This is a genomic window from Salinibacter ruber DSM 13855 (assembly GCF_000013045.1).
In the GTDB taxonomy this organism is placed as follows: domain Bacteria; phylum Bacteroidota; class Rhodothermia; order Rhodothermales; family Salinibacteraceae; genus Salinibacter; species Salinibacter ruber.
In genome coordinates this window covers 1776265-1789539 of the sequence record NC_007677.1, presented here as the reverse complement: position 1 = coordinate 1789539, position 13275 = coordinate 1776265, and the positions used below count along the sequence as shown (strand labels likewise).

Sequence of the window (13275 nt, the reverse complement as noted above, 5' to 3'; positions counted from 1 at the left end):
GCCTCACGGACAGTGCCTTCTCTTTTTCGGACAAAAACCAGGCCAGTTTGCACCAGCAGGCGCATTGTGCCCGGGCCCCATCATCAGGATGACGGCCGCCCCGTCCTCGCGCCTCCTGCAGACTGGGACGGCCCCCGCTTCTCCACTCACCCCCGAGAGGCAGCGGTCTCGGCGTCGGCCACATCCCCGTTCACCTGCAACTGGTACGAGGCCCCTGCCCGGTCGAGGGCCGGCGCGTCGCAGAGAAGAGTGTAGGGGCCGTCCCGTTCCAGCAGCCGCACCCGCAGCACGACGGGGATGTCGTCCGACTCCAGATCGCTAAACCGATTGGACAGGAACTGATCGTTGAACCGAGCCTGAGCCTGGACGCCGCCGCCCTCGGCGACGAGATGACCCGTGGTGAATCCGTGGAGGGGACGGAAGGCCCCGTCTCGATCCTGCCGTCGCCACTGGACGTTCGTGAGAAGGTATTCGCCGTCGGGGAGCGCGCTCATGGTCGAAAAAACGTTGCTGGAAGGACGAAAAAGTGCAGCTCCGGGTCCGTCCCCCCACGGCCCCCGGAGAGCATTGCTATCTTGGATGGTCATTGGCACGTTTGAGCGATCCTACGTCGGGCGCTTTTGGAAGTTGCGAGGCCCGCCACGGATCCAGGCGCCGAGCAGCCCATTGCCGGATCGGTCGCGACTTGTATTCTTCGCGCCGTCCCTCCACCTCCTCGTGTCTTCAAGGCCCTTTCTCCTCCCGTGCCCAGTCTTCCCCCGTGGTTCGAGCAGCTCTCGCCCGTCCTTCAATCGCTGCTGGCCGGGGGGTTCACCTGGGGGGTCACCGCACTCGGGGCGTCCGTCGTCTTTTTCACCCGGCGCGTGAACCAGCGCCTCCTCGATGCGATGATGGGGTTCGCGGCCGGCGTCATGATCGCCGCCAGTTTCTGGTCGCTGCTCGCCCCGTCCATCGACATGGCCGCGGCACAGGGCATCACCGAATGGGTGCCCCCAACGATTGGATTTCTTCTGGGCGGTGTGTTTCTCCGCCTGTCTGACGCCCTCCTCCCGCACCTCCACCCTGGAGCGCGGCGGGCCGACGCCGAAGGCCCCACTACGTCCTGGCGTCGGGCCACGCTCTTGGTCCTCGCCATTACCCTGCACAACATTCCCGAGGGGCTCGCCGTGGGCGTGACCTTCGGGGCCGCCGCCATCGAACTGGAGGTGGCAACCGGGGCAACACTCGCGGGGGCCCTCGCCCTGGCCCTCGGAATCGGGCTACAGAATTTTCCCGAGGGCATCGCCGTCGCCATGCCCCTGCGGGGAGAGGGCCTCTCGCGGGGCCGGAGCTTCTGGTACGGGCAGCTGTCCGGCATCGTCGAACCGCTCTCCGCCGTGGCGGGGGCCCTCGCGGTCGTAGGTGTGCGCCCGCTTCTGCCCTACGCCCTCTCCTTCGCCGCCGGCGCCATGATCTACGTGGTGGTCGAGGAGCTCATTCCCGAATCACAACGCCACGGCAACACCGACCTCGCCACACTCGGGGTCATGGGCGGCTTTGCGGTCATGATGGTGCTCGACGTGGCCCTCGGCTAGCGAAATATTCGGGATCCCCCCACGGACCACCGGCTTCACTGCTTTTCAAAAGGATCAGTTTTTTCACAGCGATCGATTTTTCCATGTCGCCTCGCCTGCCCTCCGGCATTCTCGCCGCCGGCCTCACTCCCTTTCATGCGGACCTGTCCCTCGCCCACGATGCGTGTGCCGCCCACACGCAGTGGCTTCTCAATCACGGCTGCGACGCGGTGCTGCTCTTCGGCACCACGGGCGAGGGGCTCTCGCTGTCGGTCCCCGAGCGGCTGGCGGGCCTCGACGCGGTCTTGTCCGCCGACATTCCGGCCCGCCGCGTGCTGGTCGGGACGGGGGCCTCGGCCCTCCCCGACGCCGTCGAGCTGACCCGCACAGCGACACAGGACGGGGTCGGGGGCGTCCTCGTGCTTCCGCCCGCCCACTTTCGGCAGGTGTCGCCGGAAGGCCTTTTCCGGTTCTACGACCGTCTCATTCAAGCCGTCGGCGATCCCGACCTCCGGCTCTACTTCTACCACTATCCGGCGCTCTCGGGCGTCCCGATTCCGTTCTCCGTCATCGAAGAGCTGCGGGGCACCTACCCCGACCAGATTGCCGGCATCAAGGATTCGAGCGGCGAGTGGGACCACACGGAGGCCCTCTGCCACCACTTCCCGGACCTGCAGGTCTTTTCCGGGACCGAGCGCCTGCTGCTGCAGGTCTTGGGGGCCGGCGGCGCCGGATGCATTTCCGCCACGGCCAACGTGACGGCCCCCCTGGCCGCTCAAGTGCTCCAGCGATGGCGCGCGGACGAGGCGCCCGAGTCCATCCAGGACACGCTGAGCGCGTTTCGGGGCGCGTTTGCCCCGCTCCCCACCATTCCGGCCCTCAAGTTTCTGCTGTCCCGGCGGCTCGAGGCGCCCGACTGGGCCACGGTGCGACCGCCGCTCGCCCCGCTCGCCGACGCGGAGAAAGAAACCGTGGGGGAAATTGCCGACCGGCTCGAAGACGAGGAGGTCCGCCTGCCGGGCCCGAACGCACAGCCCACGTGATCTACGGCGCTCGGTCCCCCTCCTTACGAGACACGACCTGTCCGTCCGGCGTAATTCGCTCGTCGGCGTCCGGCTTTTGAGTCGGAAACCGGCTGACCGATACGTCCGGGTTTCGGTCCCTCGGGACGTAATGCACGTGGTCCCCGTGCGGGATTTTTTCGAAACGCTGTCCCCGGTACGGGTTGACGACCTCCCGCATGACCACCACGAAGAACACGAGGAAGAGCCCTGCCGCCACCCATCTGCGCCAGGAGCGCGAAGACGATGCGGAGTCGGACGGATCGTCGGTCATGAGGGTCGAGAACAATCGTTCGTAGACACTGGGAGGCACTTCACGTGCTACTCGAGTCGGGGGAGCGTAATGCCCTGTTGGCTTTGGTATTTGCCTTGCTTTTCTTCATACGACACTTCCGGGGTCTCGCCTCGCAGGAAGACCACCTGCGCAATGCCTTCCTCCGCGTACACCTTGGCGGGGAGGGGCGTCCCGTTTCCGATTTCGATGGTCACGTGCCCCTCCCAGCCGGGCTCCAGCGGGGTTACGTTGACGATAATGCCGGACCGCGCGTAGGTGGATTTCCCCAGCACCAGTCCGAGCGTATCCGACGGCATCCGGAAGTACTCTATTGAGCGGCCGAGAACGTAGGAGTTGGGCGGGATCAGGATGTGATCGTCCGCCTCGTGCTCGACCAGGGCCCGCTCGTCGATCCGCTTCGGGTCCACCACGCTGTTGTGGACGTTCGGGGTGAAGACGCGAAATTCCCCGGCCACCCGCATGTCGTAGCCGAAGGAGCTGAGCCCGTAGCTCACCACGTCCTCCCGAACCTGCTCGTCGACGAACGGGTCGATCATGTCGTGCTCGGTCGCCAGGGTGCGAATGCGGTGGTCGGGGAGAATCATGGACGCGACGGGTCGTGAGAAGAATGGAAAAGGAACACAGGCCAAAGGTACTCGGAACGGGCATCGAAGGTCAACCGGGACGCGGACGCGGGCTGTCGTTACGCCGACGGGGAGCCGTCCGGATGCGCGGTGCGGCCCTTCGCGAGAATGCGCCGGGCCTCCGGGCCGTAATTGAACACGAGGTCCGCCGCGGACATCCCGGACTCGAAGCCCTCGAAGTTCTGTCGGTAGGTGGGGTGGTCGTACTCAACCACGTGCGGGGTGACACCCTCGGGCAGAGACTCGGGGTCCCCCCCGGGCGTCGTGAGCAGCGTTTCTGCGCCCAGCGCCCGGGCCACGCCGGCAACCGTCCCGGGAGCGCCGTCGAGGGCTGACGCCCGCGTGAGGGTGGTCTGCAGACCAAACAGCTCCGCCAGTAGCTCGACGGACCGGCTGGCGCACGGGCTGAGACGCGCCCAGCCCCGCTCGAAGAAGGGACGAAACGATGCCTCAAAGTAGTCGAAGTACATCGTCGTGCGGTAGTTGTAGAGGAATGACCGCCAGTGTTTTTCGCGCCACCGGCCGCCGGTTTCAATTTCAACCTCCCGCACGGGCGCCCCGTCCCGGTTGCCGAAGACGGGAACCGTGATCCAGTGCCAGCCCTGGGGACTTCGAAGTTTGCTACGGTTCTGGAACGATTGGCGCCGGTACGGGAACGTGTTGCCGAGAACAAAGTGATCCACCTGTTGAATTGAAGCCATGTACTCCAGGCGGGGAAAGTATTCCGGCGGTTGTACGGCGATCATGACCCGCGGCGTCGTGACTAGCTTTTGACGTGCCAATTCTGACGCGCCGTTTGGGAGGGATGGTCCCCGATCCCTGCGGACTTCGTCGGCCTTTCTGCTTCCCGACGGATGACCTCGCAGGGGGTAACATTGTGCCCGCCACCACGTGTGTGCTCGTCCCTGTCGTCCCACCAACTTGCCCACCCGCTTCTCCATGTCGAACTCGGACCCCTCCCCCACCCTGGAGGGCAACTACGACCTCCTCTTCCGATTCGCGTTTTGGTTGTTTGTCGGTGCCATCTCGTTTAGCGTGGCGGGCATGTTGCTGCTTCGCCTCGTGCCGTCTTCGATGGCCATCTTTGGGCCCATCTACACGAAGCTCGTGAAGACGCCCACCTGGACGTTCATGACGCTGCTGGCGTTGCTTCCGCTGTTGATGTACGGTCCCACCCTGGGCTGGAAGAAGATCAGCCTGATCGCCGCTTGGGGGTGTATCATCGGCGGGGCGAGTGAACTGATCGGCACCACCGGGTGGCTGAACGTCGGGGGCATTGCCCTTCCGTTCGGGGAGTATGAGTACACGCAATGGCTCGGCCCCAAGATTGCCGGGCACGTGCCGTATTTCATCCCCCCGTCGTGGTTCGCGATGTCGATCGTCTCGCTCGACCTTGCCCGCCGGGTCACCACGCAACGGGTCGGGTCCCTCCTGCTGGGCACCCTCTTCATGGTGCTCTGGGACGTGTCGTTGGACCCGGCGATGAACCAGGCGTTTCCCTTTTGGGAATACGGGGTTGATGGGGTGTTCTTTGGCATGCCCCTCTCCAACTGGGCCGGGTGGGCCGGGGTCACATTCGTGATTCTCCTCGGCTACGAGTACATTGGCAAAGGCGCTCCCATCCAGAACGAATGGGCGCCATGGGTCTACGCCCTGAACTGCATTTTTCCTCTCTCAATCTGCCTGCTCCGGGACGTGTACCTGCCGGCCCTGATCGGCGGTCTCGCAACCCTGGTGCCCTTCCTGCTGCTGTGGCGCTACAATCCGGATTCGCTGAAGCGGTCCGTATCGCTCTTCCGGGGATAGAGCCCCTCCCGCTCTCGTCTCCTCACCCAGGCCCTCTTCATGTCAACCCTCTCCCTCGACACCCGCGCCGACGAAGATGAGTGGATTTGGGAGTCGTTCCGGTACCACTCCCGGACCTTCTCCCTGGCGGCGTACCTCCTGCCGCGCTCCGTGCAGATGTCCGTCGCCACCCTCTACCTCTACTGCCGGCGGGTCGACTCGATTGCCGACCAGCGCGTGTTGGAGGTGGGGCGCGAGCGGGCCCTGCAGGAAGTAAGGCAGGTGCGGGACCGGTTGGACGAAACGCTGGCGGGCCGCCCGCCCGCCGAGACGGTGCTGTGGCGTCGCCTCGCGGAGGTGCATGAACAGTCGTCCCTTCCCCGGGGCCCGATGTACGAGCTCATCGAAGGGGCCCTTTGGGACCTGGAGGGGCGTCCGGTCGTCTCGAAGGCCGACCTGATCGAGTACTCGAACCTCGTGGGGGGGAGCGTCGGGGCCATGATGCTGCCCTTCCTTGCCGACCCGGAGCGCCACGACGAACTAGAGCCGGCGGCCCGGAAGCTCGGCATTGCGATGCAGATCACAAACATCGTACGGGACGTCGGGGAGGACATCGACGAGCTGGACCGGGTGTATCTTCCCGAGCACTGGCTCGACGAGCACAACGTGTCGGTGGAGGCCCTCCAACAGGGCCGGGTCGCCGACGGATACCCCGCCCTGTTGGAGGCGGCCATGGAGGCGGCCGAGCAACGCTACGTGGACAGCTTCGAGGGCGTGGCGGCACTTCCGTTCCGCAGCCGGTACGGCATCCGGGCCGCGGCCCGGATGTACCGGGAAATCATGAACGAGGTGCGTGCCAATGACTACGATAACCTCGGTCGGCGTGCGTACGTGTCGTTTCGTCGGAAGCTCTTCCTCCTCCTCTATGACGGCTACGAACGCCGCAAGCACCGCCTGACCTCGGACGCTCTGAGTGGCCCCTGAACTGCTCTCTTTCCCGTGGCTCCTGTTCGTCGGCTCGTAGCGGCCCTCCTGCGGTGGGACCTTCACCGAGCGTTCCGGCGCGTGCAGTGGGTCGGCCCCGAGCCGGCCGCCCTGCCCGACGGCCCCGTCATCGCGTACGCCAACCACCATCACTTCTACGACGGGCACCTCGCATGGCTGCTTTTCCGACAGCACCTGGACCGTCCCCCGACGCTCTGGATGGCCGAATGGGATCGATTTCCCTTCTTCGCCGCCGTCGGCGCGCAGCCGTTCCCGCCCGATGATCCCGCACGCCGCGCCGCGACGGTCCGCCGCACCGCCCGCCGGTTTCGGGCCCGCCCCCGTACCGTTCTTGTGTACTATCCTGCGGGCACGCTCCATCGGCCCGAGGACGGAATTCAGGCGTTTAGCGCCGACGCGGTGGCCCGCCTGGCCCGGCTCTACCCGACGGCCACGTGGTGGCCCTATGCCGTGCACGTGACCTGGCGGAACGAAGCGACCCCGACAGCCCTTCTCACCGGCGGTTCCCCCCACGAGGCCGACGGGCAGGAGCACGCCCGGCTTCGGCGGCTGTGGCACCGCCTCCAGGCGCCGCAGGACCGCCCCACGACGACGCTCCTGCGCGGGCACCGAAGCATGGAGGAGTGGTGGGACTTCTCATTTGCGTCCTCCTTCTTCGAGCGCTACCTGTAGCGTCGCCATGGTCGTTTTCTTCGTACTCGCCATGCTCTCGACCCCGTTTGCCGAGGCAACCCAAACGGCCTACGCCCAGCAGGATGCCGACCGCCTCCGTGCCCTGTTCGACCGGGCGTCCTCTCGGGCCGACAGCCTTCTCGTGCGGTACCGGCTGTACCCCCTCACCGAGGACGCGTCCGTGCTAGACGGGCTGCCTTCCTCCCTCTCGGACGGGACCGCGCGGGAGTACGCGTTGCTCTCGGGGCTCTGGGCGTACCGCGCCGGGGAGGCGTCGATCTTCTCCGCAGTAACGTACGGCCGGCGGTCCACGAACCTGTTGGAGGAGGCCAAGGCCCAGGCCCCCAATGCGCCCTTCGTGCTGCTGGTCGAGGGCCAGTCCCTGCTCTTCCGACCGTCCATTGCCGGCAAAGACCCGGACGGCGCCGCCCGCCGGTTCGGCCGCCTGGCCGAGGTCGTCGCGGCGGAACAGGGGAGCGCCATCACCGAAACCGAGGCCCACATGTGGCGGTGGCTCGCCCTCCGGGAGGCGGACCGGCCGGACGACGCCCAGCCCCTCCACGACCGGCTGACCGGCCAGGACCTCCCCCCGCTCTACCGACAGTTTTTGGAGTCGCCGCCCGACGTGTAGCCGATCCGCCCCCCCGTCTCCCCCACCCTCATGACGACTGAGCTCAGTCTCCTGGTTTTGGTTCTGCCCCTCGCGTTCGTTCACGCCGGGCTCTGGGGCATTGCAGTGCTGAACCTCGTGTACCTGTGGCGCCAATCCCCGAGTGCGACCGACCCGCCCCCGTCGCTCTCGGTCTGCATTCCGGCCCGCAACGAGGCTGACAACCTGCGGCGACTGCTGCCCACCCTGGCGAACCAGGAGTACCCCGACCTTGAGGTTCTCGTCTGGGATGATGGGTCGGAAGACGACACGTGGGCGGTGCTCTCGGCCGCCGAGAGCCCTCGTCTCACGCCGCTCCGCGGGGACGATCCGCCGCCCGGATGGGTCGGCAAGGTGCACGCCCTGCACCAGTGCACGCGCCGGGCCTCGGGGGAGTGTTACCTGTTCCTCGACGCCGACGCGGAGCTGCGTCGCCCCGATGCCCTCCGCCGGTTGGTGGCCCGGCACCGGGGCAGCCAAACGCAGGTGTCGTCCGGGTTCCCGCAACTACAGGGGGCCGCCCTGCTTCTCGTCAGCCTCGTCCCCCACGCGCTTCTTACCAGCCTGCCCTGGCCCCTCGTGCCCCGGACCCAACTGCCGGCGCTGAGCGCCCTCAACGGACAGTGCTGGCTGGTAGACCGTGACGTGTACCATCGTCACGAGCCCCATGCGCAGGTGAAGGATGCAGTGCTCGAAGACGTCGCCATCGGCCGCTATCTGAAGCAGCAGGGCCACCCCCCCACGCTGCTCGACGTGCAGGACCTCGTGGCCGTTCACATGTACGACGGTCTGGCGGAGGCCTGGCGTGGATTTCGGAAAAACGCGTACCTGTTGCTCGGCGGCACCCCGGGGCGCTTCGCGGTCATGTACGGGGGATTTCTCCTAAGCTGGCTGGTCGCCCCGCTCCTCTCGATCTGGTTTCTCGTGTCCCTGTACGGGCTCAAATTGGTCACCGACCGGTCCAGCGGCATGCCCCTCCTCGTCACCATACTCGCCCCCCTCTCCTACCTTCTCGGATTGATCCTGCAGTTCGACTCGGCGGTGCACCACTGGAGCGACGAGGTGCGGTGGAAGGGCCGCTCCGTTCCGAGCTCTGCCCGGGATGAGGCATAGGCCCCCTCGGCCTCGCCAAACCGGTAGACAGGCAGCCACGTGAGCGTTACGTTCTTGGTGCGATCGGCCTCTCTTCTCAATTCTGCTTCCGCCATGCGTCTCGGCCTCCTCTTTTCACTGATTCTCGCCATCTTTGCGGTGGTTTTTGCACTGCAGAACCCGCAGACGATGGACGTCAATCTCCTCTTCTTCCAGACCCAGGGATCCACCGCCCTCATCCTGATCCTGACCTTCGGGTTCGGCGTGCTGGTTGGCCTGCTGAGCACCCTTCCCAAGCAGCTGCGCACCCGCCGCAAGCTGAAGGAGCTCCAGAAAGAACAGGAACGCTCGACGTCCAGCTCGTCGGCGAAAACGCCCCCCTCCTCCCCCACGAGCTCGCGGTCGAGCGGGACAGGATCTGACTCCGAGTAGCGCCGCGGATCGCCCGTCGCTCGTCGCCCAACCCGCCTCGCCCCGTGTTGCGTCGCCCCCCACCGCTTTCGCCCGGTGCCCCCATTGCGGTCGTGGCACCGGCCAGCCCGCCGCGCTCCGCGGAGACCTACCAGGCCGGCCTGGACCGTCTCCGCACCAGCTACGACGTCCGGCAGGCCTGGACGGCCGGCCCGGAACGGGGCTACCTCGCCGCTCCGGATGCCGAGCGCGTCGCCGCACTCCACCGCGCCATCGAAGCCCCGGACATTCGTGCAATTGTTTGCGTCCGGGGCGGGTACGGGTGCCTCCGCCTTCTGCCCGAGATCGACTGGGCCCTCGCCCGCCAACACCCCACCCTGCTGGTGGGCTACAGCGACGTGACGGCCCTTCACCTCGCGTTCTACACGAAGGCAAACTGGGCGGGGCTCTCCGCCCCCGTGGTCACCGAGTGGCCCCAGGCCGACGACGCCACCCTCGCCTCGTTTCGGGGCTGGGCCGCAGGCCAAACGCCGGGCTTCGTGGAGGCGTTCGACGCCTCCCCGACCGCCCTCGCGCCCGGAACGGCGGTCGGGCCGCTGCTCGGCGGCAATGTGGCGGTCCTGACGCGCCTTCTGGGCACCCCGTTCGCCCCCGACTTTGAGGGGGCCATCCTCGTGCTTGAAGAGGTGGCGGAGGCCCCGTATCGGGTCGACCGCATGCTCACGCACCTCCAGCAGGCCGGCGTCCTGGACGCCGTGGCCGGCGTCGCCCTCGGCACCTTTACGACGGGGTCCCTAGATTCCGACACGCCCACACAGTCCCTCGAAGAGGTGTTTCAGGACCACCTGGCCGGCCGCCCCTACCCCGTCGTACAGGGCCTGCCCTACGGCCACCACCTGCCCCGCTGCTCCCTCCCGATTGGCGTTCCGGTACGGCTGCACGCCACGTCAGCCCACGTTTCGCTCGCCGCCCAGGCCCCCCTCGTGGATCTGTAACCTGCAGGGAACGAGGGCGGGACATGAGGGCGTGAGATCGGAACTTCCGTCGTGCCCGCCCGAACAATGGAAACCATATTAGAAAAGTGTCACCCGAAACGCCGCTGCCGCTTCCGGCCGTGGCGTTCCTTTTTTGGCAGGGGTGGCGCTTTTGCATTCGCGTATCCCCGTACCAATGGACCCCAGCAGCATGGCTGACGACGAGACCGTTTACATGACCGAGGAGGGCCTCGAGGAACTGAAGGAGGAGCTCCACCAGCTCAAGACGGAGGAGCGCTCCCGCATCGCCGACGAAATCGCCGAGGCCCGGGCCAAGGGCGACCTGTCCGAAAACGCCGAGTACGACGCCGCGAAGGAGGAGCAGGGAAAGCTCGAGGCCCGCATCAAGCAAATCGAAGACACCATCGCTCGGGCCCGCATCGTGGACGAGTCCACCGTCGACGACAGCAAAGCCTACATCCTGTCCGACGTGACCGTCGAGAACCTGGACACCGGTGACGAACAGACGTTCACGCTCGTCTCGGAGGAGGAGGCCAACATTTCCGAAAACAAGATCTCCGTGGACAGTCCCATCGGCGAGGGCCTGCTGGCCCAGGAAGAGGGCGACGAGGTTTCCATCGACGTGCCGGCCGGCACTGTACACTTCAAGATCAAAGACATTTCTCGATAGGTCCCCCGTCGGCTCTCCCGAGTGCCGATTCCCGCCCCATGTCCCCCATCGATCTTCGGAGCGACACCGTCACGCGCCCCTCGGAGGGCATGCGCACTGCCATGTACGAGGCCGAGGTCGGCGACGATGTCTACGGCGAGGACCCAACCGTGAACCGACTCCAGGAGCGGGTGGCGGATCGGTTGGGAAAAGAGGCGGCGCTGTTTGTCCCGTCCGGCACGATGGCGAACCAGATCTGCCTCCACGTTCTCACCACCCCGGGCGAGGAGGTAATTCTCGAGCGTGGAAGCCACGTCTTCAACTACGAGACCGGAGCGGCCGGGCTCCTCTCGGGCGTCCAGCTGCACCCGCTCTCGGGCACCCGCGGCCGACTCAAGCCCTCTCAGGTAGAGGCTGCCGTGCGCCCGGAAGCGGACGTGATGCCCCGAACCCGGGTCCTGTCGATCGAGAATACCGCCAACAAGGCGGGCGGGGTGGTGTACTCGCTGGACCGGGTCCAGGCCCTCGCGGCCGTTGCCCGTGAGCACGACCTTGCGGTCCACCTGGACGGGGCTCGGCTCTGGAACGCGGCCGCCGCCCTCGACGTGACGGAGGAGCGGCTGGCCGCCCCTGCCGACATCACCTGGGTCGCCCTGTCGAAGGGACTGGGCGCACCGGTGGGCTCGGTCGTGGCCGGGTCGGCGCCGCTCATCGACGAGGCCCGCCGGACGCGGAAGCAGTTCGGGGGCGGCATGCGGCAGGCCGGCCTCCTCGCCGCGGCCGGGCTCTACGCCCTCGACCATCACCGTCCCGACCTGGCCCGGGACCACGAAAAGGCCCGGCGGCTCGCGAACGGGATCGCCGAGTGCCCGCCGTTCTCCATCGACCCCGCGATGGTGGACACCAACATCGTGATGTTCGGGGTCCCCGACGACACCGCCGACGAGGTCGTGCCGCACCTTCGCGACCAGGGCGTTCTGGTGAAGGCCTTCGGGCCGTCCACCATTCGCGCAACCACCCACCGCGATGTCTCGATGGAGGGCATTGAGCAGGCGGTGGACGTGCTCCACGCCTACGCCGACCGGGCCCCCGCGCCCACGTCATGATCACATGACTTGTAAGAAGCCCTCGTTCTAGGGCACGACCCAGGTCGCCTCCCCCTCGTCCGACGCGTACTCGAATCGGGCGCGGTAGTGACCGTCCGGATGGAGGTGCAGCCACTCCACGCGATCAATCACCGTTCGGATGGCGACAAAGTACTGCCGGCCGCCTGCCACGTCGTCGTCGGTGATCGGGTCGCTCTTCACTGCCGGGTCGAGCTTGTCGTCCGGCTCGTCGATGGGCGTACCTGGCGCCGTGGGGCGCGGATACACCGACAGGGACCCGGGAGACTGCGACTCCCACAAGGCCGCCGCCACGTCGTCGTCCACGTGAACGGTGGCCGTCCCGTAGAGGCGAATCTGCTCCAGGGACTCCGTGTCCCATGCGTGCCACGCGATACGGTCGTTCTCGCGGAGGGCCGCCACCTTTCGCGACCGGCGGTCCGAATGGAACTGGAGCGCACGCGCACCGGCGTCCGCCGTGCGGAGCACCACCGTGCGGAGGTCCGGCGTCTCTTCGTGGACCGTGCCGAACGTAAGCTGGCGGTACGGGTGCCCCGGGTCCTCGGCGGCGGTCTCGAGGGCGTCCCAGACGTGGTCGTGAACGGTGTCGAGGTCGGTGTATCGGGGGATGGACATAGGAGGAACCTAGGGGTGTATCGAGACAGATGTGAAGGGGGCGTCGGACGGCAGGCCTCACGCTCATCCGGACCGCCCGACCGACACGCTCAGGGGGTCGAGCCCCGTCGCGGAGGCGTGCAGCCGATCGCCGTCCTGCACGGGCCCTACCCCGGACGGGGTGCCGGTGTATAGCAGGTCCCCCGGCGACAGGGTAAAAATGTGGGAGCAGTAGTGGACGAGGTCCCGTACCGGAAAGATCTGGTGTCGGGTACTGGCCTCCTGACGCGTCTCGTCGTTCACCGTCAGTCGGAGGGTCAGGTCCTGCACATCGTCCACGGCCTCCGCGGGCTGGATGGGTCCTAGGGGCGCGAACGTGTCAAACCCCTTCGCCACCGACCAGGGATGGCGCCGCTCTTTGGCCTCGGCCTGCAGGTCACGCGCCGTCATGTCGAGCCCCACGGCATAACCGGCGACATGGTCGAGCGCCGCGGACCGGGGGATGTTTTTGCCCTCCGTCCCCACAACTGCCACCAATTCGACCTCATGGTGGACGTCCTGAGACTGTGGGGGCAACCGCACTGCTCCTCCCGACCGGACGAGGGCCGACGCCGGCTTCAGAAACACCATCGGCTCGTCGGGAACGGCCCGGTCCATCTCGGCGGCGTGGTCGGCGTAGTTGCGGCCGATGCAGAGAAGCTTGCCGACGGATACCGGCGGGGAACGGTCGGGCAGGGAGATCTTCATGCGAAACGGAAGGGGTCGTG

The 13275-nt window shown here is 66.9% G+C and carries 17 protein-coding genes; 11 read left to right on the top strand and 6 right to left on the bottom strand.

Annotation, left to right across the window (positions count from 1 at the left end; translation table 11 throughout):
• Nucleotides 1-146: 146 nt before the first annotated feature.
• Nucleotides 147-494, bottom strand: a complete 348-nt coding sequence (locus tag SRU_RS07605; RefSeq protein WP_118828884.1) for a hypothetical protein — start codon at nt 492-494, stop codon at nt 147-149.
• 249 nt (nt 495-743) lie between these two features.
• On the opposite strand from SRU_RS07605, the gene SRU_RS07600 reads away from it, so the two are divergent.
• Both SRU_RS07600 and SRU_RS07595 read left to right on the top strand, forming a co-directional pair.
• Nucleotides 744-1574, top strand: coding sequence for a ZIP family metal transporter (locus SRU_RS07600; protein WP_011404186.1), 831 nt, complete (start codon nt 744-746; stop codon nt 1572-1574).
• Between the two features lie 83 nt (nt 1575-1657).
• Nucleotides 1658-2596 (top strand): dihydrodipicolinate synthase family protein, encoded by a 939-nt coding sequence (locus SRU_RS07595; protein ID WP_011404185.1) that lies wholly within the window; start codon nt 1658-1660, stop codon nt 2594-2596.
• A 1-nt stretch (nt 2597) separates the two neighbouring features.
• Here SRU_RS07595 and SRU_RS07590 read toward each other — a convergent pair whose 3' ends face one another.
• From SRU_RS07590 to SRU_RS07580, 3 genes are all read right to left on the bottom strand, one after another.
• A complete protein-coding gene (locus tag SRU_RS07590; RefSeq protein WP_013061930.1) occupies nt 2598-2888 on the bottom strand; it encodes a hypothetical protein in 291 nt (96 codons plus the stop codon).
• Between the two features lie 47 nt (nt 2889-2935).
• Nucleotides 2936-3493, bottom strand: a complete 558-nt coding sequence (dcd, locus tag SRU_RS07585; RefSeq protein ID WP_011404183.1) for a dCTP deaminase — start codon at nt 3491-3493, stop codon at nt 2936-2938.
• Nucleotides 3494-3591: 98 nt separating this feature from the next.
• Complete coding sequence (locus tag SRU_RS07580; RefSeq protein ID WP_158442691.1) at nt 3592-4278, bottom strand: WbqC family protein; 687 nt, start codon at nt 4276-4278, stop codon at nt 3592-3594.
• Between the two features lie 193 nt (nt 4279-4471).
• On the opposite strand from SRU_RS07580, the gene cruF reads away from it, so the two are divergent.
• The 9 genes from cruF (at nt 4472) to SRU_RS07535 (ending at nt 11896) form a co-directional block, all read left to right on the top strand.
• The gene (gene cruF / locus SRU_RS07575) at nt 4472-5338 is read left to right on the top strand and encodes a bisanhydrobacterioruberin hydratase CruF (protein WP_013061928.1); all 867 of its coding nucleotides are present in this window, start codon (nt 4472-4474) and stop codon (nt 5336-5338) included.
• A gap of 39 nt (nt 5339-5377) precedes the next feature.
• A complete protein-coding gene (locus SRU_RS07570) occupies nt 5378-6301 on the top strand; it encodes a phytoene/squalene synthase family protein (RefSeq protein ID WP_011404180.1) in 924 nt (307 codons plus the stop codon).
• Nucleotides 6302-6316: 15 nt separating this feature from the next.
• A complete protein-coding gene (locus SRU_RS07565) occupies nt 6317-6994 on the top strand; it encodes an acyltransferase (protein ID WP_011404179.1) in 678 nt (225 codons plus the stop codon).
• A 7-nt stretch (nt 6995-7001) separates the two neighbouring features.
• Nucleotides 7002-7625, top strand: a complete 624-nt coding sequence (locus SRU_RS07560) for a hypothetical protein (protein WP_231847051.1) — start codon at nt 7002-7004, stop codon at nt 7623-7625.
• A 30-nt stretch (nt 7626-7655) separates the two neighbouring features.
• Entirely contained in the window at nt 7656-8756 is a 1101-nt protein-coding gene (locus SRU_RS07555) for a glycosyltransferase (RefSeq protein ID WP_011404177.1), read from the top strand.
• A 93-nt stretch (nt 8757-8849) separates the two neighbouring features.
• Entirely contained in the window at nt 8850-9167 is a 318-nt protein-coding gene (locus SRU_RS07550) for a LapA family protein (RefSeq protein WP_013061926.1), read from the top strand.
• A gap of 44 nt (nt 9168-9211) precedes the next feature.
• A complete protein-coding gene (locus SRU_RS07545; protein WP_011404175.1) occupies nt 9212-10141 on the top strand; it encodes a S66 peptidase family protein in 930 nt (309 codons plus the stop codon).
• A gap of 190 nt (nt 10142-10331) precedes the next feature.
• On the top strand, nt 10332-10811 hold the full coding sequence (greA, locus tag SRU_RS07540) for a transcription elongation factor GreA (protein WP_043552291.1): 480 nt from the start codon (nt 10332-10334) through the stop codon (nt 10809-10811).
• Between the two features lie 38 nt (nt 10812-10849).
• Nucleotides 10850-11896, top strand: a complete 1047-nt coding sequence (locus SRU_RS07535; protein WP_011404173.1) for a threonine aldolase family protein — start codon at nt 10850-10852, stop codon at nt 11894-11896.
• Nucleotides 11897-11923: 27 nt separating this feature from the next.
• Here the strand turns inward: SRU_RS07535 and SRU_RS07530 are convergent, their stop codons facing one another.
• Both SRU_RS07530 and SRU_RS07525 read right to left on the bottom strand, forming a co-directional pair.
• On the bottom strand, nt 11924-12529 hold the full coding sequence (locus tag SRU_RS07530; protein WP_011404172.1) for a pyridoxamine 5'-phosphate oxidase family protein: 606 nt from the start codon (nt 12527-12529) through the stop codon (nt 11924-11926).
• A 63-nt stretch (nt 12530-12592) separates the two neighbouring features.
• Nucleotides 12593-13255 carry a fumarylacetoacetate hydrolase family protein gene (locus SRU_RS07525; protein WP_011404171.1) on the bottom strand — a complete coding sequence of 221 codons (663 nt, stop codon included), beginning with the start codon at nt 13253-13255 and terminating at the stop codon, nt 12593-12595.
• Nucleotides 13256-13275 lie beyond the last annotated feature (20 nt).

Coding starts and splice junctions, on each gene's coding strand:
- SRU_RS07605 (WP_118828884.1), bottom strand. CDS start 494: ATGAGCGCGCTCCCCGACGGCGAATACCTTCTCACGAACGTCCAGTGG.
- SRU_RS07595 (WP_011404185.1), top strand. CDS start 1,658: ATGTCGCCTCGCCTGCCCTCCGGCATTCTCGCCGCCGGCCTCACTCCC.
- SRU_RS07590 (WP_013061930.1), bottom strand. CDS start 2,888: ATGACCGACGATCCGTCCGACTCCGCATCGTCTTCGCGCTCCTGGCGC.
- dcd (WP_011404183.1), bottom strand. CDS start 3,493: ATGATTCTCCCCGACCACCGCATTCGCACCCTGGCGACCGAGCACGAC.
- SRU_RS07580 (WP_158442691.1), bottom strand. CDS start 4,278: ATGATCGCCGTACAACCGCCGGAATACTTTCCCCGCCTGGAGTACATG.
- cruF (WP_013061928.1), top strand. CDS start 4,472: ATGTCGAACTCGGACCCCTCCCCCACCCTGGAGGGCAACTACGACCTC.
- SRU_RS07570 (WP_011404180.1), top strand. CDS start 5,378: ATGTCAACCCTCTCCCTCGACACCCGCGCCGACGAAGATGAGTGGATT.
- SRU_RS07560 (WP_231847051.1), top strand. CDS start 7,002: ATGGTCGTTTTCTTCGTACTCGCCATGCTCTCGACCCCGTTTGCCGAG.
- SRU_RS07555 (WP_011404177.1), top strand. CDS start 7,656: ATGACGACTGAGCTCAGTCTCCTGGTTTTGGTTCTGCCCCTCGCGTTC.
- SRU_RS07550 (WP_013061926.1), top strand. CDS start 8,850: ATGCGTCTCGGCCTCCTCTTTTCACTGATTCTCGCCATCTTTGCGGTG.
- greA (WP_043552291.1), top strand. CDS start 10,332: ATGGCTGACGACGAGACCGTTTACATGACCGAGGAGGGCCTCGAGGAA.
- SRU_RS07535 (WP_011404173.1), top strand. CDS start 10,850: ATGTCCCCCATCGATCTTCGGAGCGACACCGTCACGCGCCCCTCGGAG.
- SRU_RS07530 (WP_011404172.1), bottom strand. CDS start 12,529: ATGTCCATCCCCCGATACACCGACCTCGACACCGTTCACGACCACGTC.
- SRU_RS07525 (WP_011404171.1), bottom strand. CDS start 13,255: ATGAAGATCTCCCTGCCCGACCGTTCCCCGCCGGTATCCGTCGGCAAG.